Genomic DNA, 26,938 nt, shown 5'->3' with positions numbered 1-26,938 from the left:
AGCGTTTTCGAAAATGAACCGGCATTGCCTGGTGGATGAAGTGTCATACTGCCCGGTAATAAGAGTATATGGTCTACATCTTTAAATGATCGCATCTTCAGATGTTGAATAGGGCCTCTTGGTTCTGTGGTTAAATTCCGTTATTGCAGGCGTTGTTAATATGGTGGGGATACCGGGCATGGGCGACGGCGTGGAAACTTTACCATCTTCCAAGCCTCTGGAGGGCACGGCGGCGGCCAGTCCGATTGTCTTTTCCGACACTCTGGGCCTGTTTCAGCGTGCTTATGGTACGGGGCTCGATACGGTCGTCGTCTTCGCCAGCCCATGGGGGCTGGAAGAACTTTGCACGACCCGGAAATTCTGGCGTATCATTGCCGACAGGCTGTCTCAGCATGGGATTGCATCCTTGCGCTTCGACTGGCCGGGCACCGGCGACGGGCGCGATGACATTGATTTTTCTTCCGGTCTGGAACGCTGGCGAAAGGCGCTGATCGAAGCGGCGGACAAGGCGCGGCTTTTGTCGGGCGCGAGCCGTGTTGTCATCATCGGGCAGAGCCTTGGCGCGGCGGTTGCTGCTGAAACGGCTCCACATATTGAAGGTCTGGCGGCGCTGGCGCTGCTGGCACCGGTGATTTCCGGTCGGTTTTACACCCGCGAGCTGGCGGTGTGGTCGAGCATGGTCGATGCCGATCTTGGCCTTCCTGATGCGCAGCGGATCAAGGGGGCGGTTTCCATTGCATCCCTGACAATGACGCCCGAAATTGCCGCAGATGTGAAGAAGATCAATCTCCTGTCGCTCTCTGAAAAGCCTGCGGACACGTGCCTTCTGCTAGCAAGGGCCGACCGCCCGAACGATGCGGAACTGGCCGGGCATCTGGAAAAGCTCGGCGTGGCAGTCACGGTGGAAGCCTTCACCGATTACGACAAGCTGATTTCCAACCCGGTTATTTCGCATCTGCCGTTGAATGTTGCCGACAGACTGGTCGATTGGTCAGTGGCGCTTGCGGATGGTAGACCGGCCCAAAAAAGTGCCGATGAAACCAACCTCGGCGGACAGATCAGGGGCGACGGCTTCGTCGAAACGCCGGTGGCCTTCGGCCCGAACAATCGTCTGTCGGGTGTGCTGTGCAAACCCTTGGGCGACAGCAAGGGGCATACGGTCCTCTTCCTCTCGTCCTCTTATGATCGGCGCGTTGGATGGGGCCGCACCACGGTCGATATGGCGCGCAGATTGGCGCGGGACGGTGTTTCGTCGCTGCGCTTTGATATCGCTAATGCCGGTGACAGCCCGCCCATTCCGGGCATGCCGGAACAGGTGCTTTATACCCATGCGCCGGAAATGGATGTCGCTGACGCGCTGGATTATCTGGATGTCATCGGGCTGGGGCGTCCGGTTGTGGCGGGGCGGTGCAGCGGCGCTTTCCTCGGGCTGCATTGCGCGGTGCTGGACGAGCGGATTTCGGGTGCCGTGCTGGTCAATCCGGTGACATTCTATTGGGCGCCGGAGCTTTCGGTCGAAGATGTGGTACGGGAAGGCAATCGGACGCTGGAAGATTATGGCAGCCGCGCCATGCGACTCGATACGTTCAAGCGCCTGTTTCGCGGAGAACTCGATATTCGCGCTATCCTGCGCAACCTTGCACGCGGCGTCAGCGGACGTATTCGCGGATTGGCGCGCAAGCTTTTGCGCAGCCGCACCGTTGAAGGCCGGGCGATCTATTCGGCTTTCGATGAACTGAAGCTGCGGCAGGTGCCGCTGACGCTGGTCTATGCCGAGAAGGACAGCGGCCGCGAGCATTTCAATTACTATTTCGATCAGGCAGGCGACAAGGTGCAGGGCTTCGACAATGTAAAGGTCGCGGTCATTCCGGACGCCGATCACAATCTGACGCCCGAACATGCGCGCAACGTCTATATCGACGCCATCCGCGCGCTGGCTTTCAAAACGCGTTAAAACCAGACGCTTCGCGACGATCCGGCAATGCGAATTTCGCCGGACGGTTTGCCTTCGCCATCATGGCGGGGAAGAAGCGCGACGCGCTTCGTCTCCCCGGGAGCGAGATGGAACCAGTTTTCCATTGCCCGCCAGCCTTCGGCGTCAATGCTGACCGATTGCGCCAGCACGGCTGTGCTGAGATCAAGAAACCAGTTGCCGCTCTCTTCCACGACACTGCATTCAATTGTCGCGTCGTGAAAGGCTTTGGTGCGCCCCTGCGGAAAATGAAAGGCCTCGGCGATAGTGGCTTCGCTGCGTTTCAACCGGGCGACCGTCACGTCATGGGCCGGAGGCCCGAAGCGATAGGCATAAGTCGTATCGAAAAATGCGCCGAACAATTCGGTTGCCGGTATTGTGACACCGGAACGCGCTGTCAGCGAAAGATCGCGGCGACCGCTTACAACCGACTGGGCACCGGCGCGCAGGCAGGTGAGTTCCAGTGTCAAATCGGCGTCATGGGGCTGTTCGTTCAGCACGTGAATGGCAAGCCCGTTGACGCCTTCGTCGGTCAGGCCAACCTGCACCGGGCGAAAAGCGCGTTTCAGCCCATACCACGAGGGTTTGGGTTCACAGGTCGCATCGACCACGCCCCAGCCGGCACTGGGCAACACATCCTGAAACGTCCAGACCAAGGCACCGAAGCAGGTGCTTGCCGGTCGTCGCCATTCGGCGAAAGTCGCCTCCATCACTTCCGCCGTGACGGCGCGGGAAAGGTGTAGATATTGCTCCATATCCTCCCGCCGCAAGCGGGCCGGATCGTAGCCATAGAGCATTTCCAGATAGGTGTCGCGCACGTCCTCGAAATCCCATGACACGCCGCGATCACGCGGAACACGCGCTTTCCAGCGCGGATCATGGACGGCGGGCACGTCGAGATGCGCCTTGAGCGTGCGTGCCTCCGGGACATTGGAAAAAGCAAGGCTTTCGGTCGCAAAGCGCACTTCGGCGCGGCGCGCATCGTCCAGCGGCCTGCAATAGGCGCTGACGCCATAATAATGGCTGACGCCTTCGTTGCTGATGAAGGGCAGAGCGCCATCACAGGGCGAGTTCGGCACATAGGGAATGCCGGGACAGAGTTTGCGCGCAACGGCGGGCAAAATCTCTTCGGTCAGCGCGCCTTTCCAGATTGTCTCGGGCAGGCCCATCATGGCGCCTTGCTGATAAATCTCACTGCCGCCGCACAACACGGTGAGCGAAGGAGCATGGCGAATGGCGGAAAGAAGTTGTTGCGTCTCCGCCTGTACCTTGGCGACGAAGCCTTCGTCTTTCACCGGATAGTCGAAATTGGCGAACATGAAGTCCTGCCAGACCATGATGCCGAGCTCGTCGCAAACGGCATAAAAGTCAGGCGTTTCATAAGCCGTAATGCCGCTGACGCGCAGCATGTTCATGCCAGCGTCCTGCGCAAGCTGCAGCCATGGTTGATAGTCGGCGCGTGCGCCCGGCAGCCGGACTATATCGGCGGAACTCCAGACAGCACCGCGACAAAAGATTGTCTCGCCATTGATCACCAGCGCGAATGATTTTCCGTCTGCGCCGCGATCAACGCCGATGCGGCGAAAGCCGGTTCGGCCAAGCTTCTGCTTTTCGTTGCCGAGCGACAATTCCAGTTCATGGAGCGTCGGCGCGCCATGAGTATGCGGCCACCACGGTTCTACGCCCGGGACGGTCAGCTGTGCCTGCCAGCGGCTATCCGCTTGTCTGTCACAGGCGATCTGCGAACCCGCGCAATGCAGGGTCAGATTTTCAGCCTTGCCGTGATAGGTGAAGCTGACTGCAAGCCCTCCGTCGCCATTTTCATGAAGCGTGGATTGGATGGAAATACTGCTGACCGTTTCCGCGTCGGGTCGGCTGATCGTCACTGGCCGCCAAGGGCCGACGGCATGAACGTCCGGGCACCAGCCCGGCATATGGCCGAGCGCGGTAGTGCGGATCAGGCGCAAGCCTTGCATATTCATCAATTGCGTGCGCCAGCGTGCGCGCGGGCCTTTCTGCTCCAGGCGGGGGCCAAGAGCGCGGAAACAAAGCGCAAGCTCATCCGCGCCGGTCAGCGTGACGGGCAGGTCGTGGTAGAGGAACATGCTGTCGCTGTTGTGAACCAAAGCGCCGTTCAGATAGACTTCGCAGATCGTGGCAAGGCCCGCAAAATGCAACACCGCCTCACCGGCTGTTTCGGTAAGGTCGAGAAAATACCACGCATCCTGATTGTGCAGCGGTGTCGGAGCAGTGCGGCTGAAACGCCCTGCTTTTTCCAGCGCTTCCGCCACCGTGCCCGGAACCGGCGCATCGAGATACGCGCCGTTGCGCGGCACATCAGCGGGCGACGCGGCCTCATTGTCTGCGGTCAGGAAAAGCCGCCAGCCTTCGGCAAGCGGGCGGCTTGATGCAGCTTGTTCAGGCAGCATCGCGGCCAAGTTCTGTTGCAAGCGCCCCCGTCATGCGATCCCATGCTTCGGCGGCAGGTGTCAGCGCGCTTGCCAGTGCGTCGAATTTCTTGCGCATCACGGCACGCGCAAGCTGGAATTGCACGGCCTTGGCCGTTTCGGCGATCTGGATCGCATCGGCGGCAGCAGCGGTGAAACGCTTGCCTTCGCCCAGCCATTGCAGATGGCTTGCAGCCAGTTCGAAATTTGCACCAAGTTGGCGCAGCGTGTTGAACGCATATTTGTGAAAGAAGCCGAAGGGGCGTTCGGCGATGGCTTCTACCTGCGCCGGAAACACAGCGGCGAAAGCGCGGATCGGATTGGCCTTGGGCCTGCGCGCAAAATGGCGTGGCAGCAGAATTTCTGCCACGCGCCGCTGATGCGCTTCACCGGGCATTTCCTTCGGGAACTTCGCAAATTCCGTATAGGGCAGGAAGGGCAGGTCTGCTTCTGTCAGATGGCGCTGAAAGACACCGTCAAAATCCTCGCCCTCCAGATGGTAGAAGCCGCCATTGTGGAAATAATCGAGCGAGCGGTTCGCAACATCCATGCGATTGATCGCGATGGTGGTCTTGCCATGTTCGGTGCGATAGCTCACGCCCTGCGTGTCAGGCATGAAATAGCTGTCCATCTCCACCATGCACAGCCGTCCGCGCCCGATCTGTTCCGCGATATGGCCTTCCACACTGTCGAAGATCGCAAGTTCCGTTGCCCGCACACCATAGAGCGCTTCGAGGTCTTCCAGCGGCACCTTGAAGAAGGTGAACTGGTCGCCCTCGAAATCCTGCGTCAGGGTAAAGCCCAGCATCGCTTCGGGCACGACCCGAAGCGATGCCAGCACTTCGATCCAGAGATCGACATAGCAATTGGTTTCGGGCCAGATGCGTGTCTGCGCATGCAGCGCATGCGGCGCGTAGGTTTCTGGCGAGATATGCGGAAAGACTGCCTGCATAACCTTGATCGATCCTCGTTTCACTCCGGTCGGATTATGCTTTAACCCCACAATTCGTTGCGTACGCTTTCTGGCCAGGCTTTGACGTCGAGGCCGTGATGATGGAACAGCGCCAATGCGATGCGCTCCAGTCCGAAACCGACGCAAGCCGTGTGCGCGACTTCACCGTCATGTTGCGACAGGCCCCATTTCACGCCGAACTGGTCCTGATGATAGTTGAAGCTCATGCAGGCGGTTGGCTTTTCGACGCTGGTGATCGGGATCAGCAATTCGAATTTCAGGTTCTGGTCGCGCTGGTTGTTGACCAGCAAACGACCCGCGCGTCCAAAGAAAGGATCGTTCGCCACGTCGATTTCCACCGGCAGGCCGACTTTCTTCATCATGTCCGTGCCGCGCTCTATCCAGAGCTGGCGGAACTCCATCACATCCGCTTCCGTGCCCATGCGCACATATTCGCGCATGCGGAACAACTGCTGGCGGGCAGGGTCCACCGAAGGTTCATGGCGGAAGCAATAGGATTGCAGGTCATAGAGGCCGCCGCCCTGCGGCAGCGGACCGCGCTTGGCAATGGTCGGGTAAAGCGGGTAGCAGGCGGCGGGCGTCAGGACGATGTCCGTTGCCTTCTGCTCCAGCGTCCAGTCTTGCCCCTCATCCATGCATTTGATGAGGTTGATATGATCCAGCTCGCAACCGCAGAAGCTGTGCACCGTGCCGGCCAGCTGCGGGAAGCTCTTCATATAGCCGCTTTTTTCGAAGTAAGCGCGATTGAGGCCGGGCGGAAAGCGGATCGCTTCGGCACCATCGCCGCCGCCGGTGCGGTCAATAAGGCGCTCGAAGGCCACGATGACATCTTCAAACTGGCCGGAGCGTCCATAGAGGCCGTCCACGCCGGTTTCAATCAGCAGTCCGGCATCGAAAAGCCGGTTGAGAAAAGATCTTTGCGCGTCCATGGCGTTATCCCAAGAGGCTTGTGTTCTGTTTGTGAATGAGCAGCATGGTCGCCGTATTGCCGAGGATGCGCTCGTTGGAAATCATCAATTGCGCCGAATGCGCATCGCGCAAATGGCGGCCAAGGCTGTAGGGCGTGCCGTTCTTGTAGCCCATGATGCCGCACACCAGCATGGCGTGGTTGATGACCTGCAGAATGGTCTGCGATGCGGCAATCTTCAGATTGTTCATCGCTATGGCAAAGCCCATGGAAGCGAGCTTGTCGGCGTCGTGCTTCGCGTCCTTATAAGTCTTGAGGCAGGCGACGATTTCCGATTTCAGCATTTGCAGCATGTTGGAGGCTTCCGCGACACGCAAAGCGCCCGGCTGCGGTGCGCCCGGATTGCGGCGCGCTGCGGCGCGCACAAAAGCCTGCGCGCGGTTCACTGCGTCCACGGCGATGCCGTACCAGAGCGAACTCCACAATGTATGTGACTGGGCCAGCATCGATTGCGCGGCAATCTCGGCAAATGGATGCGGCAGGATCTGCACCTTGTCCGCTTCGCCGCGAAATACAAAGCCTTCCGAACAGGTGCCGCGCATGCCCAGCGTGTCCCATTCATTGGTCTTTTCCAGCGTGTACTGGTCTTTGCGGAAAACTGTCATGACCTGATCGGACGAAGCTGCACCTTCGTGCGAGCGCGACGTGATCAGGATTGCATCGGCATAGACGCCATAGGAAATAACCGTGGCGTTCTTTTCCAGACGGCAGGTGTCGCCGTCGATTTCGATTGCGCAGATGGAATTGCGCAGGTCGCCGCCAATGCCGCCTTCCGTGGTGGCGGACGCAAGCAGCAACTGCTGGTCCGCAACGTCGCGCATGAAGCCGCGATGCCATTCAACCGATTGCCCATGTTCCACAAGGCTCGAAAGCTTGATGTGGTGCATGGCGAAGATCATCGCGCTTGCGGCACAGGATTGCCCCAAAATGCAGCAGAGTTCTGCAATCTGGTCGATTTCGGCGCTTTCGCCGCCCAGATCGCGCGGCACCTGAATGCCCAGCAATCGTTCGGCCTTCATCGCATCGATGGCTTCGCGCGGAAAGCGCCCTTCCTTATCGACTTGATCAGCGAATTTTCCGGCGATGGCTGCTACGCGACCGGCACGCTCGGAAAGGCTGTTCCCCCCGCCTGCATTCATTATGCGGCCTCGTTATCCTTGAGGATGCTGGTGATGGTCTGTTCAATCGCGCTGATGCTCGCAAAGGATTTGCGGTTCAGAAACTGATCCGGAAATTCGATGTCGAATTTGTCTTCAAGGCCCAGCATCAGCTGCACCGAGGCGAAGGACGACAGGCCCGCCGTATAAAGATCGGCATCGTCTGCAATGTCGGTCACGGCTATGGGCAATCCGCCGACCTTGGCCAGAATTTCCCGAATGGATTCATTCATGATTCATTTCCCCGCTCTTGGTGCGCGTCGACGCAAGCGTTTTTATCCGGCGCACCTTTGCCTAAAAGCTCTTGAGGGTCTGCAACCCCTGCTTGAGGCGATATTAGCACCAGCAAGCCTCTATATTATGTTGACAGGACAGGGTGGTTCCCGGTCAAATATGCAAAGCGTCGCATATAGTTAAATATTAATGATCTTCGTGGCTAACGTCGGAACATAAAGGTGGCTTCGAAGCATTAATTGAGCTTATGTGGAAGCTGGATTTAAATTTATCGATATTTATGACGTGGATATTCGTATTCTCTTATTGATCGAATAATATTATTTGATAATAAAAAGAGAATTGCGAAAGTTGAATCTCCATGAAGTCTTGAAATGATCGATATCATTTACGTTATAACGCCGATATTCGCGCTCATGGCATTTGGTTTTATTGCTGTGAAAACGGGGTTCTTTCCCGCTTCTGGTGTCGGCAGTCTCATTTCCTTCGTGAACAATTTTGCGACGCCCTGCCTGCTGTTTTACTCAATTACGACGAGCGACTTTCGTTCCGCCTTCGATCTCAAGATCATCGGCCCGTTTTATGTCGCGGCGATCATCTGCTTTGTGCTTAGCATTACCATCGCCCGCAAAGTCTATGGAAACCGCCCAGGCGAGAGCGTGTCCGTCGGGTTCTCCGGCACATTCACCAACACGGTGCTGATCGGCCTGCCGATCATGACCCGCGCCTATGGCGATCAGGCGCTGCCGGTTACCTTGTCGATCATCGGTTTGCATGGTGCGATCCTGCTGACGGTCGGCATGATGACGATGGAGCTTGTGCGCCGTGATGGTCAGGTCTTGAGCAAGACGATTATCGTCGCCTTGCGCCGCATCGGTTCCAATCCGCTGATCTGGGGGATTGCCACCGGCATCATCGGCTCCAGCCTCGGGATCAAACTCATCGAGCCTGCGGATGCGTTTTTCTCGATGATGGCGCAGGCGGTCGTCCCGGTTTCGCTGTTTGGTATCGGCGGCGCGCTGACTCAGTTCAAGCTGTCGGAAAACTGGAAACAGGCTCTGATCGCATCGATCATCAAGCTGATGGTGCATCCAGCACTTGCCTATGCGCTGATGATCGGCGTGCTGAAAGTTCCGATGGAAACTGCGCGATATGGCGTGCTGCTTGCGGCCATGCCCGCCGGTGTGAATGTCTATATATTCGCGACTTATTATAACCGCGCCTCTGGTGTGGCGGCCAATGCCATTCTCATCGGCACGCTGCTTTCAGCGGTCACCATGTCGTTCTGGCTATATATTCTCGCCGTCTAGCGAACACGCCCGTCTCAGACGGCGCGCCTGCGCTTCGCGGAGATTTCGTAGCGTTCCCACCCGACCAGAACAAAGCTGGAAGCGACGATCAGCAAGGCGCCAACGAAGACGTTTGTTGCCGGAATTTCCGCCCAGATCGCATAGCCATAGACAAAGGCCCAGATGAGGCCAGTATATTCGACCGGAGCAAGTGCCGATGCGGGCGCGTGACGAAACCCTTCGTAGAGAAGATACTGGCCAAGCGTTGCGATCAAGCCGAGGCCGAACATGAGCGCCCAGCCCATACCATCCGGCCATTGCCAGAGCCATGGAAAGGAAACTGCGCAGGCAATGCCGAAGATCAGGCTGGTTGCGAACATCTGCGTCAGCGTTGTTTCACTGCGGCTGACGAGCCGGATCAGGATCGTGCTCCATGCCCAGCAAAAGCCAGCCACTACGCACATGATGGCGGGTATCAGGTTTGGCGAATGGCCCGGATTGGCCGCGATGACAACGCCCACAAAGCCGCCGAAACAGGCAATCCAGCGTCCGGTTCCAATCCGCTCCTTCAAAACGAGAATGGACAGAAACATGACCATGATCGGTGCGGAGAAATAAAGCGTGGTCAATTCGGCAAGGCCAAGAAACTTGGCGGCATTATAGAACAAAAGCCATGCAAACAGCATCAGCCCGGCACGCAGGACAAGCGTGCCGCGATAGGGGCTGTGCATGATCGACGGGTGGCGGTAATAGCGCACCAAAGCGCCGGTAATCACGACAATGACCAGACTGCGCATGAAGAGGATTTGGGGCACGGCATAACTGGCGACGAGCCATTTCACCAGTGCATCCTGCAAGGCGAAGCATGCATAGCCAGCCGATGCCAGCGCAATTCCGACCAGCGGCTTTGTTTCCTGCATGCCCGTCGACATAATAACCCGCCAAACCGTTATTTTAAAACGAGCAGTTACCGCTGCCGCAAGGCAATGTCATGTCAAAAATAATGATTGATTGATCAGCGTTTGTGACAGGACGCGACCACAAACCATCTTCTACTCATGCGCGCAGTGATATTCAGGCATTCCATGCAGTGTTGAAAGTTGTTTTCTAAAGACAATGTAAAATACGACATATGCCGTATTTTAAATGTTTCTGTATGTCTATTCAATGTTCTCTTGTCGCCAATGCATTTTAGTGACAGAAAATAAGCTGTTCGGGGCAAGGGGGACATCGTGCGGTCGGGGACACTAGCGGGGATGCGTGGCGCGCCGGGATGGCGCTATCTTTGTGCGATGATAGTCGGGCTTTTTGCCTTGATATCCGGTTCGTTGGCGGCTCAATCCGCGCCGACGGCGGCCCCGATAGAACATGTTATATTTAGCAATGGGTCTATCGTTGGTTGGATTGGGGCGACTGTTGGCGGAACGCTAACTTATTCACTGGCATCAAACCCGATGCATGGCATCATTACCAATTTCTTTCCTGAAACCGGAATCTTCACGTATACACCTGCACCGAATTTCAGCGGCGTCGATACATTCACATATCAAGTAACGGACGACACTGGCAGTGCTTCAAATACAGTAACAATTACTGTATTGGGACAAAATCCGACCGTCATGTCAGTGACCGTTCCAAGATCCGGCTACTACAAAGCCGGTGATAAGTTGAACTTCGTCGTGAATTTTGATGATTTGTTTTCCGTAATTGGGAATCCGGTTATACCAATCGTTATAGGTACAACCCTAAGAAATGCGATTTATACACCAACACCAGGGAATGTAAGCAGCAACAGCTTAACTTTCTCCTATAATATCCAGCCTGGCGACATTGATGCAAACGGGATTAGCATTGGGCCTGCGATAGTTTTGAACGGCGGGACAATTGAGACCAACGCGGGTCAGCCAGCCGATCTTACACTCAACAATGTTGGTGCTACGAACGGGGTTCTTGTTAATACAGCCAATCCAACAGTGGTGCTTTCAACGTCGTCGCCCGCCTCCAGCGAGGAGAAGATCATTACCATCACTTTCTCGGAAGCGGTATCGGGGCTGGACCAGAACGATTTCGAGATATCCACTACAGGACTCCATGATATTACTTATCGTTTGGATTCATCCGTTAACAATATAGTTTATACGCTTCGAATGCGGGTTCAAAGTAGTGAATCGGTTCAGATACAATTACCAGAAAACGCTGCCGTGAGTTTTTTTGGAAATAAAAATCTTGCGTCCAACATATTGGATATTTCAGTTGTTAAATCATCCGATGCGAATTTGCAGAATCTTATTCCCAGCACAGGTACTTTAACGCCGACCTTTGCTCCCAACACGAGCTCGTACACGTTGAATGTCGCAAACGATGTGGAGAGCATTTCGTTCACACCATCGCTTGCAGATATCAACGCAACGGCTGTCGTCAATGGGGCATCAACGCCCAATGGAACGTCCAGCGCTTCAATCCCATTGGTGGTGGGGAGCAACACGGTTACCACGACTGTTACCGCGCAGGATGGAACCACCACGAAGAGCTATACGGTCAATGTCATTCGCGCGCAGTCCGGCAATGCCGAACTGGTGGGCCTTGTTCCGAGCGCTGGATCTCTTGACCCGGCATTTTCGCCGAGCGCGACGACTTACGCGCTGGCGGTTCCAACCGAAACATCGTCGTTACAACTGACGCCCACTGCCGCTGATCCGACGGCAACCATCACGGTCAACGGAGCAGCCGTTGCGTCCGGTAGCGCGAGCAGTGCGTTCCCGTTGGGCATCGGCAATACGACCCTAACGGTTGTCGTCATTGCGCAAAATGGAACGACACGCAGCTATATGGTGAATGTCACGCGCGCCGTGTCGGCGGATGCAACGCTTGCGAGCCTTGTTCCGAGCGTCGGATCGCTGGACCCGGCATTTGACAAGGAGACGCTCAGCTATTCTGTCAATGTCGAGAATGGTGTCGAGAGCATTTCATTCGTGCCAACCGTTTCCGAGCCTTCCGCCCGGGTAAGTGTTGCAGGAAGCAATGTTGCGTCGGGAAGTTCAAGCGCTCCGGTGGGGTTGGGGGTTGGTGCGAATACGGTTTCGATTGTTGTAACTGCGCCAAGCGGCGCCAATCGCAGCTACACGGTGGTTGTCAGCCGTGCGGTGCCGGTCTTCCCGGACCCGACGCTTGATCCCGAAGTGATCGGCCTGTTGAACGCGCAGACAAGTGCGGCACGACGTTTTGCGCAAGTTCAAACCCGGAATTTTCAAAACCGGCTTGAGCAATTGCATGATGAAGGCGACCGCAGAAAGTCCAGTCTCGGTGTACGGCTCGGCGGGCAGGCGTCCAACGCGGCATCGGTGGACCCGTCCGACCGGTCTTCTTCAGCGTCTGCAACGCCCAATGCGGCCCTTGGCTATGCGCCGGAAAAGCGCAATGCTTTTCCGGGCAAGGTGATCGGCCTGAAGGACCCGGAACAGCCCGCACCAGCTTTGGACCCTGACCTTGGACCATTCGCATTCTGGAGCAGCGGCTTCGTCAATTTTGGTGAGCGCGATAGTGGCAAGCTCGATCTGGACTATACGCTTGTGGGCGTGAGTGGCGGTATCGACTATCGGTTTTCGGAACGGTTCGTGGCCGGTTTTGGCGTAGGCTATGGGCGGGATCGGACCGACATTGGTGACAACGGCACGGAAAGCCGTGCCAATGCTTACAGCGCTGCCTTCTATGGCAGTTTCAAGCCGCTCGACAATTTCTTTATCGATGCGCTGGTGGGCGGCAGCATTCTGGATTTTGATTCCATCCGTTTCATCACGACAGACGGAAGTTTGACCGACGGCAAACGCGACGGCAGCCAGATGTTCGGGTCTCTGACGGCGGCCTACGAATTTCGTCAGGAAACGTGGCTGGTTTCACCCTATGGCCGGTTGGAAATGTCGCGTTCCTGGCTCGATGGCTATGCCGAAAGCGGAGACAGCATCTATCGGCTGACCTATGGCGATCAAACCGTGGACACCGTCACGGGTGTGGTTGGTCTGCGCGCCAATTACGCCATCGACTACACATGGGGCCGTTTGACGCCGGGTGTGCGGGCAGAATACGCGCATGATTTTCAAGGGGCGAGCCGGACCGCAATGGGCTACAGCGCACTCGGTGGGCTTCCTTATGCGCTCGACATCGAAGGCGAGAGCAGCGATAGCGGAAATGTCGGTCTGTCGCTTGATTTCAGTTTCGAAAATGCATGGACCACCGGCGTAGAATATCAGACCGGCTTCGGCGGCTCTGGCGCGCGAGACCACGCATTCGCACTGCGGGCCGGTGCGAAGTTCTGACAAAAGGCGGCTGCAGGGCCGCTTTTATCTTATCTCGCGTCTTGTGGGTTCAATTCACGGAACAAAAACTGGTCATCTCCATTAATAAGGTGACCAATTATTAGCCGGATGCACTATGGACCGTTATGGTGGGGTTCCTAATCGAAATCTGCCGTTGAACTCAGCCAACACCAGGTTGCCGACTTTGGCCGCGATGGCCGGGGTCATTGCCATATTCTATTTCGCCAAAGATGTTTTCCTGCCGCTGGCCATAGCGATTTTGCTCACCTTCATGCTGGCGCCGATTGTGGCCTTCCTCCGCCGGCTGCGGCTGCCGAGGCTGGTGGCGATCATCACCAGTGTTGTCGGGGGTTTCCTGATCATCGCGATTTTCAGCGCGATCCTGGCCTTTCAGGTGACGGAGGTTGGGCAGAACATCGCGACCTACCAGTACAACATCATTGAGAAAATACGGAATTTGAAGAAGGCAGGCACGGAAGGCGGGATCATCGACCGCTTGAACCGCTTCGCCGAACGGGTAGGGGCCGAGATCAACAGTCCGGAAGAAAAGCCGGATGTTCCCGGGATCAATCCGGAGCCGGAGAGAAAACCGGTGCTGGTTGAAGTCTTCTCGCGCCGCAGCCCCATCGAAACGCTGGAAAACATTCTGGGGCCGCTGATCAGCCCGCTGGCGACAACCGGCCTTGTCATCGTGGTCGTGGTTTTCATGCTGCTTGAAAGGGAAGAACTGCGCGACAGGTTTATCCGGCTTGTCGGTTATGGCGATTTGCATCGAACCACCGAAGCCCTTCAGGAAGCTGGTAGTCGCGTCGGTCAATATCTGCTGACCCAACTCATGGTCAATATTGCCTATGGCGTGCCATTGGGCATCGGCCTGTGGCTGCTTGGCATACCCAATGCGCTGTTGTGGGGCATGCTCGCTATAGTGCTGAGATTTGTGCCCTATATCGGGCCGGTGATTGCTGCGGTCATGCCGATATTTCTGGCATTTGCGGTTTCGCCCGGCTGGACATTGCTCATCTGCACCATCGCGCTCTTCATCATTGTGGAACTCATCAGCAATAACGTCATCGAGCCGTGGCTATACGGCTCGCGAACAGGACTGTCCCCCCTTGCAATCATTGTATCCGCGATCTTCTGGGCATGGCTCTGGGGACCTGTTGGGCTGGTACTCTCAACCCCGCTGACGGTTTGTCTCGTAGTGCTGGGGCGGCATGTGCCGCAGTTTGAGTTCTTCGAGATATTGTTCGGCGACGAGCCGGTCCTAGACCCGGAAGAGAGGCTCTATCAACGCCTGCTTGCGGGAGACCCGATCGAAGCAACGGATAATGCGGAAGAAATCCTCGAAGAGAAGTTTCTGGTTGAATATTATGGCGCTGTTGCCATCCCGGCGCTCCTCCTTGCGGAACAGGACAGGGCGCGCGGGGCGCTGAATGAAAAGCAGCTGAAGGACGTCACCAGCAGCGCAGATATGCTTGTTGCCAATCTTCGCATGATTGCAAATGAAGAACTGGACAACGATGAAGATGTGACGGTCGATGCGGCCACTAAGGAAAAGGCCAAGGTCGAACTTCCGCCCGGTGAGGGGAGAACTGTCGTCTGTATCGGCGGCCATGATGCGCTGGATGACATTACCGCCGAAATGGTGGCTCAGGTGCTGTCCGTACAGGGTGCGCGCGCCACTGTTATCGGCCATGCGGGCTTGTTGCCAAGCCAGTTGAAAAAAGAGGCTGTCGCCGAGGCGTCCGCTATCGTGGTCTGCTATCTCAATGTGGAGTACGCGACACGCGGAAGGTTCTCTATCCGCCGTCTGAAGCGTCTTAATCCAGATGCGTTGATCGGTGTTGCCATATGGTCCCTTGGGCAGACGAGAGACCGCAAGGAAGGCGCAGAACTCCAAAATAGAATTCGGGCGGATTTTGTTGCCTCCGGGATCGTTGACGTTGTGATCAACTGTCTCGCGGATGGAGAACCGCCGAAGCTTCGCTTGTCGGATACATCAAGCGACAAGCAACGCGCGCCAAAGGAATAGTGCGGTCTCGACACACGGTCTGGTTCAGACATGGGGCGCAGTCACCGATCTGACGCGACCCCCACAACTACATACTATGCTGTTCCACATATGTCTGATGGCAGTGAAACTAGGCCACGCCGCTCACGGCTATGCAGCGGATTTCGGCGCTTCATCAATTCCATTACTGTGTCTCATGTGGTCCACATCAATATATTTAATTAAGGATTTGAAAAATGGATACGAATTTTATTGGTTCTGTCATTCACGCTCTGCCCGTCGAAGATATGATCGGCGGGCCGCTGCAGGCCATGATTAAGGCTCAGCTACAGGCGAGCCACAGCTATGCAGAATTTCTGTTAAAGGTATGTATTAAGGACGGCGTCGCTATTGCCGTTCAGTTCGATTACGACGAGACCGTAATCAACGAGCAAGATGGAACTCCATCTACGCTCAAGAAGACTATGCGTATTCCTTTGCTTGCAACTATTGCTCACCCCAATATTTGCATTGAAGAGGGTACTATTGATTTTGAGCTGGAAGTTACGCAGGCAGAAAAATCCCAGAGCACGACTAAGGCTGATGCAACGGCCGAAGGCAGCATCGGCTGGGGGCCTTTCAGCGTTAAACTAGCAGGTCGCGTATCGCATAAGTCCGAACAAACGCGATCAACGGACACCCGGGCGAAGTATAGCATTCATACCCAGGTAAAGCGTCAGCCTGCGCCGGAAGCGCTGCTGCGAGTCATTGACTTCCTGACAGACGCTGCCACCAAGCCTGTGATGCACAAGGATGTCAAAGCCGTGGATTTCCCTAAGACGGATCCAAAGAACCTGATGCTCACTCCTAGCGAAAATAATAATGGAGGCGACACAAATTAAGCCAATAATAAATTAATTAATTACAAATATTAATATTAAATATTATTAATTAATAAAATTGAATCGAGGTGAGAAGATCGCTGGGCGATCTTCTCACCCAAAAGGTAGTATTATGTCTATAAAAGATTGGTTATATAAAAAGACCGGAATTGAAGAATCTGATACTTCTTCAAAAGATCATGGATCTAATTTTTTTCAAAGTAATCGACCGGTATTATCAATAGATGAAATTGCACTCGGTATGCAGCACGCAGCCATGGCAGCAAACCGATTGGTCGCGCGTCAATACTTACAGGCTATGGAGCCTTTCTTTGACGACATTGGCGATGGGCGCCTTAAGCCTAAAGTCGTTGATATCGAGCTGGATGACGACCATCAAATCAAAATCCCTCTAGTGGCGATGTCTACGCCTCGCGGGCTTCTTCTGGAAAAGATGAAAGTATTCTTGACCGTCTGTACAGAAGCCATCGAGCCAATGGACGCCTCTGCTCTTTCCGGGGAAGAAACGACGAACCGCTTTATTGTAAGCCTCTCTCCAACTGCGCATGACAAAAATGGGCGCTGCCCCAGCCATGTAGATATCGAGATGGAGTTTGCATCGTTTGAGCCGCCGGAAAGCGTGATGCGTTTGATCGACGAGTACACACGTCACATACAGCCCGTTCGTCAATCGTGAGGTTATTGTTATGGAGCAACAACGAAGAATAGGTCAATCTGGTCTAAATTTGATTAAAGAGTTTGAAGGTTTGAGGCTCGAGAAATACAAAGATGCTGTAGGAAAATGGACTATCGGCTATGGCCATTTAATACTGCCTTCAGAGCGATTTGACCGGCCTTTAACGGAATTGGAGGCAGAGGATTTACTTCAAAGTGATTTGAGGAAATTCGAAGGGGGCGTCATCCAGTATGTCGCCGTCAGTATGAACCAGAATCAATTCGATGCTCTCGTATCATTCGCATTCAATCTAGGGCTGGCCAATCTGAAAGGCTCGACGCTGCTTCGCCTCCTAAACCACGGTCAATATACAGAAGCTGCAGAACAATTTTTGCGATGGAACAAGGCGGGTGAAATGGCGTTGCCCGGTTTAACGCGCAGACGGGCCGCTGAGCGCGATCTGTTCTTGAGAGCACCTTAGAGCCTGTTCCAAAAGTCGCCCTGTGTGGCTGCAAATGGCAATTTTCTGCGTTCCGGTGCTCACGTACCTTGAATACGCTCCGCTCCGGTACTCGAAAATCACCATTTTCGCACACACATGCCGCTTCTTGATTCAGGCTCTTAAAAATAGGGAAGAAATTAATCGAGATATTTTTATATAATTTAAACTATGGGGAATAAACAATGTTTAATCTATGGGGCGTAATTTTTAGAAATAATTTGGACTTAATGATATTTAATATAAATTACTGCATATATATACTTTATTAATTGATTCGTCTATTTTAAGTGGATAATAAAATGAATTTACTAATTATAGACAGCCATGATATATATTTACGAGGGACAATGCATGGCTTAAAGAACATCGACAAAAATTATTGTATTTACGGGTGTAATTCGATTTCAGATTGGTCTGAAGACATCGAAAACTTGATATTGTCAGCGGTGTTAATTGCCGGTGACTGTTCCCCATCAATCCTGACGGGGTCACTTGAAAAGATTAAAGAAAAACTGCCACTCGTTCCAATAATATTGATGGTTGGCGATGACAGTAGCTTTCGCCGCGGTGGATTTGATAGTTACAATATAAAATCAGTTATCAAGAGGAGTACCTCAATCGACGGTTTGCATGATGTAATATCCGTTATTAATTCCGGGTTCACGTGTTACTCGAATGAGATAAATTCCATGGGGAACCGGCGTAGGAACTCCGGCTTGTTGAGCAATCGGAAAGAAGAGATACTTAGGCTCGTATTGGACGGTTGCACGAATAAGCAAATTGCCAAGATTTTGAATATTAGTCCCGGAACGGTAAAGTCACATATAGAATCTATTCTTGTAAAGTTGAATGTTAATAGCAGAATCAAAGCTGCTACAACCTACTTCATGAACGGCCATGCTGCGGATAATTTATCGGTGGTTAGCGATCGAAATTTTGGAGTTGAATGATCGTGCCCTTGGAGGATTCGCAAAGGTCATTACCTCGCCCAAATAGCGGCTTCAGCAGGCCGCTTGTCCAGAGAAGACGCTGATGGCTGAAACGGGAGGTGAGCGCTAATTGCGCCACGCCCGTTACGGTCGCGAGCAGCCGGAGAGGGGGCATTTCATGCACGGTCCGGCAAGGTCTCGGCGTTCTTTCCTTGTGGTCAAGGCTATCGGAGCTATGATCTGGCTTCGATACAAACCAGCGGGAGAGCGACCATGGCAGATTCACCATCCAATATTGCGAAGCGGAGCGTCGTCGTAGACGGTTTTACCAATAGTGTTCTGGACCCGTCCGAACCGATGTTGGGTCCATTGCAGAATGGCGGCACGATCATCGCCAATACCGCGCCAGGTTGCTGGGGGCCGATGATTACGCCGCGTCTCCGCGGTGGACACGAAGTGACCAAGCCAGTCTATATTGAGGGCGCAGAGGTTGGCGACGGTGTTGTCATCCGCATTCGCGATATTTCCGTAACCTCATTGGCAACAGCGTCCGGTCACGACGCCGTTTCGAACAAATATTGTCTCGGCGATCCGTTTGTTGCGGCGCGCTGCCCTGTCTGTGAAGAAGTTTGGCCCGAAACGCATATTGAAGGCGTGGGACAGGATTCCGTGCGCTGCAACAAATGCGGAACGGCGATCAAGCCATTCGAGATTGTGCATGGTTACACGGTGGTGTTCGACGAAGCGCAGGATGTTGGCCTGACGGTCAACAAGCACGCTGCGGAACGCATCGCCAAGAATGCCAATCACTATGCGTCGCTACCTGATCAATCGGTGCAGCACTCCGTGTTGAACTACGCTCCGGCTGATCTCGTCGGCGCCATTGTGCGCATGCGCCCATTTCTTGGGCAGCTGGGCACAACCCCTTCGAAGGCTATGCCGGATTCCCATAACGCTGGCGACTTCGGCGCGTTCCTTGTCGGTGCGCCGCACCCTTATGCCTTGAGCCAGGAGGAATTGCAGAAGCACAAGACCGATGGGCACATGGACATCGATGCGGTGCGCGCCGGTGCCGTTCTGGTTTGCCCCGTCAAGGTTCCAGGCGCTGGCGTCTATATGGGTGACATGCACGCTGCCCAGGGGGATGGCGAAATCGCAGGGCACACAATGGATGTGGCCGGAAGCGTCACCCTGCAGGTCGAGGTGCTGAAGAGCTACAATAATGACGGTCCCGTGCTGTTTCCGCTGCTTGAGGATCTGCCGCCATTGGCAAGGCCCTTCACGGAGGAAGAAAAGAAACGCGGTGCAAAATTGGCTCAACAGTGGGGCGTCAAAGTCGTTGAGGAAGTGGCGCCGATTTCCGTCATTGGCACGGCGGCCAATATGAACGCGGCTATTGTCAATGGCCTGGAAAGAGCGGCAAAGCTGCTGGATATGACCGTTTCGGAAGTGCGCAACCGGGCTACGATCAACGGCGCTATCGAAATCGGACGCGATCCGGGCGTAATTCAGGTGACTTTTTTAGCGCCTTTGACGAACCTTGATCAAGCCGGTCTCGGGGATATCGCGCGCCAACAATATAATCTTTAACGGCAAGTCCTGCTCGCGCTCGAAGGGTGCGGGCAGGATAAACACATATTCGAAGCCGGTCACTTGCATTCAAGATTCACACAAGCGCGGCAGACATACTATTTGTAATGGGGAAGAAAGTGATTGAAAACACAAGGCTTTCTGGATCGAATGGTGGGCGTAACAGGGATTGAACCTGTGACCCCTACAATGTCAATGTAGTGCTCTCCCGCTGAGCTATACGCCCATTCGATGTGGCGCATACACCATATCGCGTTGCGCCCGTCAATGCCCTTTTATGAAGTTTTTTCGTCTTTTTGTTGAAGACTTTTCAAAAGCCCGGAAAACCGCGCCTTGGCCAGTGATCGCCTCAGGCGGCGATCAACATTTTTTCGATTTCGTTCACCAGGTCACGCAGATGGAACGGCTTGGAAAGCACTTTCGCGTCGCGCGGGGCGTCAGAATCAGGATTCAGGGCGACGGCTGCGAATCCCGTAATGAACATTATTTTCAGGTCTGGATCGATTTCCGTCGCACGGCGCGCCAGTTCAATCCCATCCATTTCCGGCATCACGATGTCGGTCAGCAGCAGTGAGAACGGCTCTTCCTGCAGTCGTTCATAGGCGCTGGCGCCATTATCGAAGTGAGTCACGTGATAGCCGGCCTTTTCCAGTGCCTTCACGAGAAAGCGCCGCATATCGTTGTCGTCTTCAGCAAGAAGAATTCTTTTCATTGGTCCGTCCGAATTTCCCATCGTTCGCTCCAGTGCTTGGACAGCGTGAACGATTCAATTTTCCACTCTAGAAAACGCTTCTTTGGTAAATATGAAATGAATGCTCGCGCGAATGTTAATTGTTATGGCATGCATTTGGCAACAACCTGTCATTTGTGACGGGATTGCCGCAGTTTTCAGTTCGTGATCGAATTCGGCGTTCCCTGTTGGTATTTGCACCGGCGAAGCGGTTGACGTAATTTGTCGAGCCTGCCGGTGCGCTGTGTCCAGCCGCCGCAAACAAGACATGCATAGACGGATCAAAATATGAGTTTGGAGCGTGATTTCAGCCTGATACCGCCTTTCGAGGTGAATGCTCCGGCAGAGCAGCGAATTCCGTTCGTATTCAACTCGCCGCATAGCGGTCGTTATTATCCGCAATCCTTTCTGGAATTATCCCGCCTCGACAGTCTCAGCATCCGCCATTCGGAAGATTGTTATGTGGATGAGCTGTTCGCGTCTGCCGTGCGGCTCGGCGCACCGCTGCTGAAAGCCCATTTCCCGCGCGCATTTCTCGATGTGAATCGCGAAGCCTATGAGCTTGATCCGCGCATGTTCACCGAAACCTTGCCGCCCTTCATCAACAGCCAGTCGGCGCGTGTCGCCGGTGGTCTGGGCACGGTGCCGCGTCTGGTGGGCGAGGGGCAATTGATCTATCCGGGGAGAATCCCCCTTGCCGAAGCCTTTTACCGCATCGAAAGCCTCTACAAGCCCTATCACCGCACGTTGGAAGGTCTGTTGCAGTCGACCCGCGAGCGGTTCGGCTATGCGGTTCTGATCGATTGTCATTCCATGCCGGGGGGTGTGCGTCCGGGGGAGGTGGGCTCCCGCCCGGATTTCATCATTGGCGACCGATTCGGACGCTCCTGCAGCGAGCGCCTCACGCAGGCGGCCATCGAGCTGCTGCGTGAACTGGGCTATTCGGTTGCGCATAACAAACCCTATGCGGGCGGTTTCATCACCGAGCATTATGGTCGGCCAGCCGTTGCGTGCCATGCCTTGCAGATTGAGATCAATCGCAGTCTCTATGTGAACGAGCAGTCGCTGCACAAACTTGCGGGCTTCGAAACGTTATTTGGCGATCTGCATCAGTTTCTGAGCTATCTTACATCGCTTCCGGATGATTTGTTCATCGCGCCGCCGCTGGCTGCCGAATAGGTAAGGCCGCAACCAGTCCGGGTCTCATGCCGATAAAAAGAGCCGCGCTCGAGCAATACGAACGCGGCCAAAGACTAGGGAGGAAATGCCCCGAAAGGCATCGACAGGAAGACCTGTCTAGTCTTTAAGCTACGCGCTAAAGCTGGTTGCGTCAAGAAAATGCGCATCTTTTTTGGGCGAATTTTTTCTTGCTCAATAATTGAGCAAAATTAGCATGGATGCACAAGTTGCAGCCATGTCATGGAAACAGGAGGATGGGGTTGCTCATCGACAAGGCATTTTTTTCCGAAGTGGCAGCGGCAGCGGCGGCTGAAACTTTACCGCGCTTTCGTCAGTTGAACGCGGTGGACAACAAATACAGCGTCGGTTTCGACCCTGTTACCGAAGCGGACCGTGCTGCGGAGAGGGCGATTCGTGCCGTCATCGGCCACCGTTATCCGGAGCACGGCATTCTGGGCGAGGAATATGGCCCCGAAAATACTGACCGCAGCCACGTCTGGGTCATCGACCCTATCGATGGCACGCGCGCCTTCATATCGGGTTTGCCGGTCTGGGGTACGCTGGTCGGGCTGACGGTGGATGGCGATGCGCGCGCCGGGATGATGTCGCAGCCTTTCACGGGCGAGCTTTTTTATAGCGACGGCGAGGGCGCCTATCTGCTGCGTGAAGGCGATGGCGACGCGCCGCGCCGTCTTTCCGTGCGCAAGGGCGCGACACTGGCGGATGCGACGCTGTTCACCACAACGCCTGCCCTGTTCAAAGGCGAAAACCGCAAGGGGTTCGACCGGCTTGAAAGCGCTGTGCGCCTGTCGCGCTATGGTGTCGATTGCTACGCCTTTGCCATGCTTGCGGGCGGCTATGTCGATATCGTTGTCGAGTCCGGCTTGCAGCCTTACGATATCGTGGCGCTGATCCCGATAATCGAACAGGCGGGCGGCGTGGTTACGCGCCGCGATGGCGGCCCGGCGGAAGAGGCTGGCGATATCGTCGCAGCCGCCACGCCGGAACTGCACAGGGCCGCGCTTGAACTGCTGAACGGCTAAATTCTGGTGCGGGGAATCGGCGCGTTGGGCTAATTCCCCAAACCGTCTTGTCAGATGCCGGAAAATTCAGGCTCGATGGTTTCCGGCATGGTTTCTACATCCGACGAACCGGGAATGAAGGCGTCGAACGCGGCCCAGAGCTGTTCGCGATAGAAATCGGCTTCCTGCAACAGTTCGTGACGCCCGCCATCGATGGTGATCAGTGAGACATTGCGCGTGCGCGCAGCAAAGCGCTCCAGCACCGGCGTCGAGACGACGCGGTCATCGCCTGCGGCAATGATCAGCACCGGCACGCTGGGGCTTTCCTCATAGAAGTCCGGCTGATTGATGCGGCGTGCCGTTTCGAGCGCCCCCCAAACCCAGCGCACTGTCGGGCCGCCCAGCGCCAGATCGGGAAAGAGGCGCGTGATTTCCGTGTTGCGCATAAAGCGCGCGGGGTCGCTGGTCAGCGGGTTTCCCGCAAATGGCCGTGCTGTCAGCCTTTTTTTGCCGGACGCATAGAGCGTGCCGAGCCCGATGCGCCGCAGCGTGGCGGCCATGCGGCGCACAACATCATCGCTCAGTTTCTGCGCAGCAAGGCCCATGAAGGGCGCGCACAGCACCATGCGCGTAATGCGGGACGACAGGCTGCCCATCGAGGCCAGGGCCACCATGGCGCCGGAAGAATGGCCGAGAATATAGAAGGGCGGCGGGCAGTCGGGCAAAACGATGTCGATCAGAAAATGATCGAGATCTTCCTGATAATCGTCGAAACTGCGAACATAACCGCGAAGCCTGTCCGGCAGCAGCCGATGCGAGCCGCCCTGTCCGCGCCAGTCGAAGGTGGCGGCGACAAAGCCGCGCGCCGCAAGCTCGGTCATAGTCTCGAAATATTTTTCGATGAATTCGTTTCGGCCTTGGAGCACAATCACCGTGCCGCGCACAGGGCCAGTTTCCGGCTTCAGGATGCTATAACGCAATGTCCTGTCGGGATAGTCGGAATGGCTTGTGAAAAAGCCCGACCGTATTCCATGCGGAATTGGATTCGCATCGGTTTCGAACAGCAGTTCCGACATCCGTTGCGCAGCCTTTCCCGAATGATAATGCCCTGATCGTTTCCGTTATTATGCGCGAAATGATGACAAAAAGTAACCGGAAGTTCGCTTGCGAACTTCCGGCCAAAGGATCGTCAGCGGCAAGGGACGTTGCCGCCAGACGTTCCGTATTTTGAGATGGTTAGTAACGGTCGGGACGGCGTTCGCCGACGATACGTCCAGAGAAGGCGTCGACCATGACGATCACACGACGACCGTTCGGGCGTGTGGCGCGGACAAAATAGGTGTCGCGATCCCTGCGCATGTCACCGACCGCATAGCCGCGGCGTTCCAGCATACGGGTCACTTCACGCGGGCGCATCGTGTCGCGATCACCCCAGTCGGGGCGGCGGTCCGGGCGTCCGTAGCCGGGAGGCGGTGCATCCGGGCGCGGCGGGCGGGGGCGATAACCATCATTGTCGTAATACTGAACCTGGACGCGCAAGCCCGAGCTGTCTGCAAGGGAAGGGGTCGCAAAGCCAGTAGCGACGGTGGCAAGTGCGGCAAAAGCGAGAACAGCTTTTTTCATAACCGTGATCCTTAATAGAACCTGTCGAGTGACAGGCATGACGGGACATTAGCCCCAAGCAAATGAACGCTCGTGGAAGATGATGTTCATTTTGGGTTCACGTCGTGCGTTGCCCCCAAAAAAGTAGCCCGCTACGGATCAGGAGTTGTTACGCGAAGTGACATGCCGTGTAGGCAATGCCGGAACGGTTCTTGTTTGAAAACGGCCTTGAAAAGCAAAACAGCCATTCCCAAATGAGTTTTGCGGTCGCCACAAAGGGGCCGCCGGCATCAAGGAATTCGCCAATAAGGGAGTTTCGCCGCCATGTATGATCCCGGACACCGCAAAGCGGTTTTTAGACAAGGATCATACCGAACCATGCATCATGTCGCTCTAAAGGAGGGCTAACACATGCGTCACGTAGATTTTTCCCCGCTTTATCGTTCCACGGTTGGTTTCGACCGGCTTTTCACCATGCTTGATTCGCTCGCTTCGCCGGAAGGTAGCCAGTCCTATCCGCCGTATAATATCGAGCGCACCGGTGAGAACACCTATCGTATCACCATGGCCGTCGCGGGCTTTTCCGAAAGCGAACTCGAAATCGAAGCCCATCGCAACCAGCTGACCGTGAAGGGCCAGAAGGCTGACGAAAAGGCGTCCGATATCGGTGAAGTGCTTTATCGCGGTATTGCTTCGCGTGCTTTCGAGCGCCGCTTCCAGCTTGCCGATTTTGTCGAAGTCGCTGGTGCAAGCCTCAAGAATGGCCTTCTGCACATCGACCTCAAGCGCGAGATTCCTGAACAGATGAAACCGCGCAAGATCGAAGTCGCCAAGGCTGGTTCCGACAGCGCTCAGCAGATCGAAGCGAAAACCGCGCACTAATCGCGGATAAGCCTATAGATATGAGAAAGGCGGCGCTGCAAAGCGCCGCCTTTTTTGTTTAAGCGATCATGTCGCCGAACCGATCCACATCTTCTTCCGTATTGGCGAAGCTGGTCACGAAGCGGGCGAAAATCTCGCCCTCGCTGATGCGGTTTTCTTCCGAATGCGGCGGGTTCCAGTCGTAGAAGATCGCTCCGGCATTACGCAGGCGGTCGTAAACCGACTGTTTCATGATGGCGAAGACTTCATTGGCTTCGGGCTTCCAGGCAAGGCGCATCTGGCTTGAGGCGTTGATGTGTCCGGCGAGTCGGGCCGCCAGCGCGTTCGAATGACGCGCCAGTTCCAGCCAGAGGTCGTCCTGCAGATAGGCGTCGAACTGGGCCGCGACGAAACGCGTTTTGGAGAAGAGCTGCGCCGCGCGCTTGCGAATGAACGGTAGGTCCTTGGCGCGTGCCGGGTCCATAAAGACCAGCGCTTCCGCGCACCAGCAGCCATTCTTGGTGCCGCCGAAGGAGACGATATCGACGCCCTGTTTCCAGGTCATTTCAGCCGGGGTCAGGCCCAGTGTAACCAGCGCATTGGCGAAGCGGGCGCCATCCATATGCAGCGGCAGACCGGCATCGCGGCAGATTTTGGAAATGGTGGCGATTTGTTGCGGTTGATAGAGCGTGCCGACTTCCGTAGCCTGCGTGATGCTGACGGCCATCGGCTGTCCGGCATGGACGAAAGCCGGGTTGAAGCGCTTCAGTTCGCGCTTGAGAAGCTCGGGGTCGATACGGCCCAATGCGCCATCGATCGGATGCAGCCGCGCGCCGCCGGTGAAATATTCAGGCGCGCCGCATTCATCCTCGATGACATGCGCTTCGCGGTGCACCAGCGAAACGCCGCCCGGACGGTTGACGCTGGCCAGCGCCAGCGAGTTGGCGGCCGTTCCGGTTCCGACGAAAAAGACGGCCACTTCGCGCTCGAACACCTCGTTGAAACGTTGTTCAACGCGCTTGTCGAGTTCGCTCGCGCCATAGGCGGCGGCAAAACCGGCTGCATGCAGCGAAAGGCTTTCGGCGATTTTCGGATGGGCGCCCGCCCAGTTGTCTGAAGCAAAATGCACGGTTGTCTCCACTCGCAACGATTCCAGTGTGTCAGCGACAGCTGCTGCCGACTGTCTATAACGGGACTTGAGAAAGGCGATAATACTGAAAATGATGAAAAAACGGACGCGGCCTGTCACTTTTCCATGCTTTGTGCGTTCACCTTAAGCCGCGCCAAACTGACGCAATAAGCCGTATGCGCAATTAAAAGTCTCAAAGATATGGGCATGCGACATTTTATTACGGAAGTTGCTGAGAAAAATTGCGTTTCCATCTTGTGAGGCAATTTGAATTCTGTCATACGTAATTAGGACAGCAATGCTGTCCAATTAGAAGCTGAGGCAGACGGAAAACATGGGTTGAACCCCGCGCCGCCGGTTTCAGAAATAAAAGCGCTGTGCTGGCAGGCCAATGGCCTGACGGTCACCGGCGCTCCGACTGTGACAGGGGAGATTCGAGTGCGCCTTTATCTGGCGGGCTGGGTGTCGTCTGTCCGAGCCTGATGAGAATAAGGC

Annotated in this window: 22 protein-coding genes, 1 tRNA gene and 1 pseudogene; 13 read left to right on the top strand and 11 right to left on the bottom strand. The window is 55.3% G+C overall.

The genetic code is table 11. The features are described 5' to 3' along the window. Positions 1–160 precede the first annotated feature (160 nt). Positions 161–1,954, top strand: a complete 1,794-nt coding sequence (locus HWD97_RS08485; protein WP_235859003.1) for an alpha/beta fold hydrolase — start codon at positions 161–163, stop codon at positions 1,952–1,954. On the opposite strand, the gene HWD97_RS08480 is transcribed toward HWD97_RS08485, so the two are convergent. Genes HWD97_RS08480 through HWD97_RS08460 form a run of 5 tightly spaced genes read right to left on the bottom strand, consistent with a single transcriptional unit; the run spans position 1,951 to position 7,749 of the window. Beyond that, positions 1,951–4,401, bottom strand: coding sequence for a glycoside hydrolase family 2 protein (locus tag HWD97_RS08480; RefSeq protein WP_109368030.1), 2,451 nt, complete (start codon positions 4,399–4,401; stop codon positions 1,951–1,953). The two genes, HWD97_RS08485 and HWD97_RS08480, sit on opposite strands and share 4 nt — an antisense overlap. Next, complete coding sequence (locus HWD97_RS08475; protein ID WP_121538906.1) at positions 4,391–5,371, bottom strand: DUF1839 family protein; 981 nt, start codon at positions 5,369–5,371, stop codon at positions 4,391–4,393. Before HWD97_RS08475 ends, HWD97_RS08480 begins: the two co-directional genes overlap by 11 nt. Before the next feature lie 41 nt (positions 5,372–5,412). Further along, positions 5,413–6,321, bottom strand: a complete 909-nt coding sequence (locus tag HWD97_RS08470; protein WP_109367779.1) for an amino acid--[acyl-carrier-protein] ligase — start codon at positions 6,319–6,321, stop codon at positions 5,413–5,415. 4 nt (positions 6,322–6,325) lie between these two features. Next, positions 6,326–7,498, bottom strand: a complete 1,173-nt coding sequence (locus HWD97_RS08465) for an acyl-CoA dehydrogenase family protein (protein ID WP_109367778.1) — start codon at positions 7,496–7,498, stop codon at positions 6,326–6,328. After that, the gene (locus HWD97_RS08460) at positions 7,498–7,749 is read right to left on the bottom strand and encodes an acyl carrier protein (RefSeq protein ID WP_109367777.1); all 252 of its coding nucleotides are present in this window, start codon (positions 7,747–7,749) and stop codon (positions 7,498–7,500) included. Before HWD97_RS08460 ends, HWD97_RS08465 begins: the two co-directional genes overlap by 1 nt. 375 nt (positions 7,750–8,124) lie before the next feature. On the opposite strand from HWD97_RS08460, the gene HWD97_RS08455 reads away from it, so the two are divergent. After that, positions 8,125–9,060 carry an AEC family transporter gene (locus HWD97_RS08455; protein WP_371834941.1) on the top strand — a complete coding sequence of 312 codons (936 nt, stop codon included), beginning with the start codon at positions 8,125–8,127 and terminating at the stop codon, positions 9,058–9,060. A 14-nt stretch (positions 9,061–9,074) separates the two neighbouring features. Here HWD97_RS08455 and HWD97_RS08450 read toward each other — a convergent pair whose 3' ends face one another. Next, positions 9,075–9,971, bottom strand: coding sequence for a DMT family transporter (locus HWD97_RS08450; protein WP_109367775.1), 897 nt, complete (start codon positions 9,969–9,971; stop codon positions 9,075–9,077). Positions 9,972–10,295: 324 nt separating this feature from the next. On the opposite strand from HWD97_RS08450, the gene HWD97_RS08445 reads away from it, so the two are divergent. The 8 genes and pseudogenes from HWD97_RS08445 to HWD97_RS08410 all read left to right on the top strand — a co-directional run bounded on the left by HWD97_RS08445 (position 10,296) and on the right by HWD97_RS08410 (position 19,920). Further along, a complete protein-coding gene (locus HWD97_RS08445) occupies positions 10,296–13,352 on the top strand; it encodes a cadherin-like beta sandwich domain-containing protein (protein ID WP_371834940.1) in 3,057 nt (1,018 codons plus the stop codon). A gap of 115 nt (positions 13,353–13,467) precedes the next feature. Then, on the top strand, positions 13,468–15,384 hold the full coding sequence (locus HWD97_RS08440) for an AI-2E family transporter (RefSeq protein ID WP_371834939.1): 1,917 nt from the start codon (positions 13,468–13,470) through the stop codon (positions 15,382–15,384). A gap of 215 nt (positions 15,385–15,599) precedes the next feature. After that, entirely contained in the window at positions 15,600–16,244 is a 645-nt protein-coding gene (locus HWD97_RS08435; protein WP_109367772.1) for a DUF2589 domain-containing protein, read from the top strand. A 112-nt stretch (positions 16,245–16,356) separates the two neighbouring features. Then, entirely contained in the window at positions 16,357–16,920 is a 564-nt protein-coding gene (locus HWD97_RS08430) for a DUF2589 domain-containing protein (protein WP_109367771.1), read from the top strand. Positions 16,921–16,930: 10 nt separating this feature from the next. Beyond that, positions 16,931–17,380, top strand: a complete 450-nt coding sequence (locus HWD97_RS08425; protein ID WP_371834938.1) for a lysozyme — start codon at positions 16,931–16,933, stop codon at positions 17,378–17,380. A 34-nt stretch (positions 17,381–17,414) separates the two neighbouring features. Continuing rightward, positions 17,415–17,525 (top strand): annotated as a pseudogene (locus HWD97_RS08420) (flagellar basal body P-ring protein FlgI); the annotation flags it as partial. A 175-nt stretch (positions 17,526–17,700) separates the two neighbouring features. Next, positions 17,701–18,351 carry a response regulator transcription factor gene (locus tag HWD97_RS08415; protein WP_109367769.1) on the top strand — a complete coding sequence of 217 codons (651 nt, stop codon included), beginning with the start codon at positions 17,701–17,703 and terminating at the stop codon, positions 18,349–18,351. Between the two features lie 252 nt (positions 18,352–18,603). After that, positions 18,604–19,920: an acetamidase/formamidase family protein gene (locus HWD97_RS08410; RefSeq protein ID WP_371834937.1), complete on the top strand. Its 1,317-nt coding sequence runs from the start codon at positions 18,604–18,606 to the stop codon at positions 19,918–19,920. A gap of 151 nt (positions 19,921–20,071) precedes the next feature. Here the strand turns inward: HWD97_RS08410 and HWD97_RS08405 are convergent. Both HWD97_RS08405 and cpdR read right to left on the bottom strand, forming a co-directional pair. Then, positions 20,072–20,146: transfer RNA gene (locus HWD97_RS08405), tRNA-Val, on the bottom strand. A gap of 123 nt (positions 20,147–20,269) precedes the next feature. Further along, positions 20,270–20,632 (bottom strand): cell cycle two-component system response regulator CpdR, encoded by a 363-nt coding sequence (gene cpdR, locus HWD97_RS08400; RefSeq protein ID WP_002966536.1) that lies wholly within the window; start codon positions 20,630–20,632, stop codon positions 20,270–20,272. Between the two features lie 306 nt (positions 20,633–20,938). Between cpdR and HWD97_RS08395 the strand changes: the two genes are divergently transcribed. Further along, a complete protein-coding gene (locus tag HWD97_RS08395; RefSeq protein WP_371834936.1) occupies positions 20,939–21,829 on the top strand; it encodes an N-formylglutamate amidohydrolase in 891 nt (296 codons plus the stop codon). 260 nt (positions 21,830–22,089) lie between these two features. Further along, the gene (hisN, locus tag HWD97_RS08390; RefSeq protein WP_109368029.1) at positions 22,090–22,872 is read left to right on the top strand and encodes a histidinol-phosphatase; all 783 of its coding nucleotides are present in this window, start codon (positions 22,090–22,092) and stop codon (positions 22,870–22,872) included. A 50-nt stretch (positions 22,873–22,922) separates the two neighbouring features. Here the strand turns inward: hisN and HWD97_RS08385 are convergent, their stop codons facing one another. After that, positions 22,923–23,927 carry an alpha/beta fold hydrolase gene (locus HWD97_RS08385; protein WP_109367766.1) on the bottom strand — a complete coding sequence of 335 codons (1,005 nt, stop codon included), beginning with the start codon at positions 23,925–23,927 and terminating at the stop codon, positions 22,923–22,925. Positions 23,928–24,087: 160 nt separating this feature from the next. Further along, positions 24,088–24,474, bottom strand: coding sequence for a PepSY domain-containing protein (locus tag HWD97_RS08380; protein ID WP_109367765.1), 387 nt, complete (start codon positions 24,472–24,474; stop codon positions 24,088–24,090). Positions 24,475–24,864: 390 nt separating this feature from the next. Between HWD97_RS08380 and HWD97_RS08375 the strand changes: the two genes are divergently transcribed. Then, entirely contained in the window at positions 24,865–25,335 is a 471-nt protein-coding gene (locus tag HWD97_RS08375; RefSeq protein ID WP_109367764.1) for an Hsp20 family protein, read from the top strand. Positions 25,336–25,393: 58 nt separating this feature from the next. Here the strand turns inward: HWD97_RS08375 and HWD97_RS08370 are convergent, their stop codons facing one another. After that, positions 25,394–26,443 carry a low specificity L-threonine aldolase gene (locus HWD97_RS08370; RefSeq protein WP_109368028.1) on the bottom strand — a complete coding sequence of 350 codons (1,050 nt, stop codon included), beginning with the start codon at positions 26,441–26,443 and terminating at the stop codon, positions 25,394–25,396. Between the last annotated feature and the right edge of the window lie 495 nt (positions 26,444–26,938).

Source organism: Ochrobactrum sp. C6C9 (assembly GCF_022627935.1).
Classification (GTDB): domain Bacteria; phylum Pseudomonadota; class Alphaproteobacteria; order Rhizobiales; family Rhizobiaceae; genus Brucella; species Brucella teleogrylli.
This window is presented reverse-complemented; position numbering and strand designations above follow the sequence as displayed.

Bases quoted from the DNA above. Each gene is read 5' to 3' on its own strand.
- HWD97_RS08485 (WP_235859003.1), top strand. From the start codon at position 161: ATGGTGGGGATACCGGGCATGGGCGACGGCGTGGAAACTTTACCATCT.
- HWD97_RS08480 (WP_109368030.1), bottom strand. From the start codon at position 4,401: ATGCTGCCTGAACAAGCTGCATCAAGCCGCCCGCTTGCCGAAGGCTGG.
- HWD97_RS08475 (WP_121538906.1), bottom strand. From the start codon at position 5,371: ATGCAGGCAGTCTTTCCGCATATCTCGCCAGAAACCTACGCGCCGCAT.
- HWD97_RS08470 (WP_109367779.1), bottom strand. From the start codon at position 6,321: ATGGACGCGCAAAGATCTTTTCTCAACCGGCTTTTCGATGCCGGACTG.
- HWD97_RS08465 (WP_109367778.1), bottom strand. From the start codon at position 7,498: ATGAATGCAGGCGGGGGGAACAGCCTTTCCGAGCGTGCCGGTCGCGTA.
- HWD97_RS08460 (WP_109367777.1), bottom strand. From the start codon at position 7,749: ATGAATGAATCCATTCGGGAAATTCTGGCCAAGGTCGGCGGATTGCCC.
- HWD97_RS08455 (WP_371834941.1), top strand. From the start codon at position 8,125: ATGATCGATATCATTTACGTTATAACGCCGATATTCGCGCTCATGGCA.
- HWD97_RS08450 (WP_109367775.1), bottom strand. From the start codon at position 9,971: ATGTCGACGGGCATGCAGGAAACAAAGCCGCTGGTCGGAATTGCGCTG.
- HWD97_RS08445 (WP_371834940.1), top strand. From the start codon at position 10,296: ATGCGTGGCGCGCCGGGATGGCGCTATCTTTGTGCGATGATAGTCGGG.
- HWD97_RS08440 (WP_371834939.1), top strand. From the start codon at position 13,468: ATGGACCGTTATGGTGGGGTTCCTAATCGAAATCTGCCGTTGAACTCA.
- HWD97_RS08435 (WP_109367772.1), top strand. From the start codon at position 15,600: ATGGATACGAATTTTATTGGTTCTGTCATTCACGCTCTGCCCGTCGAA.
- HWD97_RS08430 (WP_109367771.1), top strand. From the start codon at position 16,357: ATGTCTATAAAAGATTGGTTATATAAAAAGACCGGAATTGAAGAATCT.
- HWD97_RS08425 (WP_371834938.1), top strand. From the start codon at position 16,931: ATGGAGCAACAACGAAGAATAGGTCAATCTGGTCTAAATTTGATTAAA.
- HWD97_RS08415 (WP_109367769.1), top strand. From the start codon at position 17,701: ATGAATTTACTAATTATAGACAGCCATGATATATATTTACGAGGGACA.
- HWD97_RS08410 (WP_371834937.1), top strand. From the start codon at position 18,604: ATGGCAGATTCACCATCCAATATTGCGAAGCGGAGCGTCGTCGTAGAC.
- cpdR (WP_002966536.1), bottom strand. From the start codon at position 20,632: ATGAAAAGAATTCTTCTTGCTGAAGACGACAACGATATGCGGCGCTTT.
- HWD97_RS08395 (WP_371834936.1), top strand. From the start codon at position 20,939: ATGAGTTTGGAGCGTGATTTCAGCCTGATACCGCCTTTCGAGGTGAAT.
- HWD97_RS08385 (WP_109367766.1), bottom strand. From the start codon at position 23,927: ATGTCGGAACTGCTGTTCGAAACCGATGCGAATCCAATTCCGCATGGA.
- HWD97_RS08380 (WP_109367765.1), bottom strand. From the start codon at position 24,474: ATGAAAAAAGCTGTTCTCGCTTTTGCCGCACTTGCCACCGTCGCTACT.
- HWD97_RS08375 (WP_109367764.1), top strand. From the start codon at position 24,865: ATGCGTCACGTAGATTTTTCCCCGCTTTATCGTTCCACGGTTGGTTTC.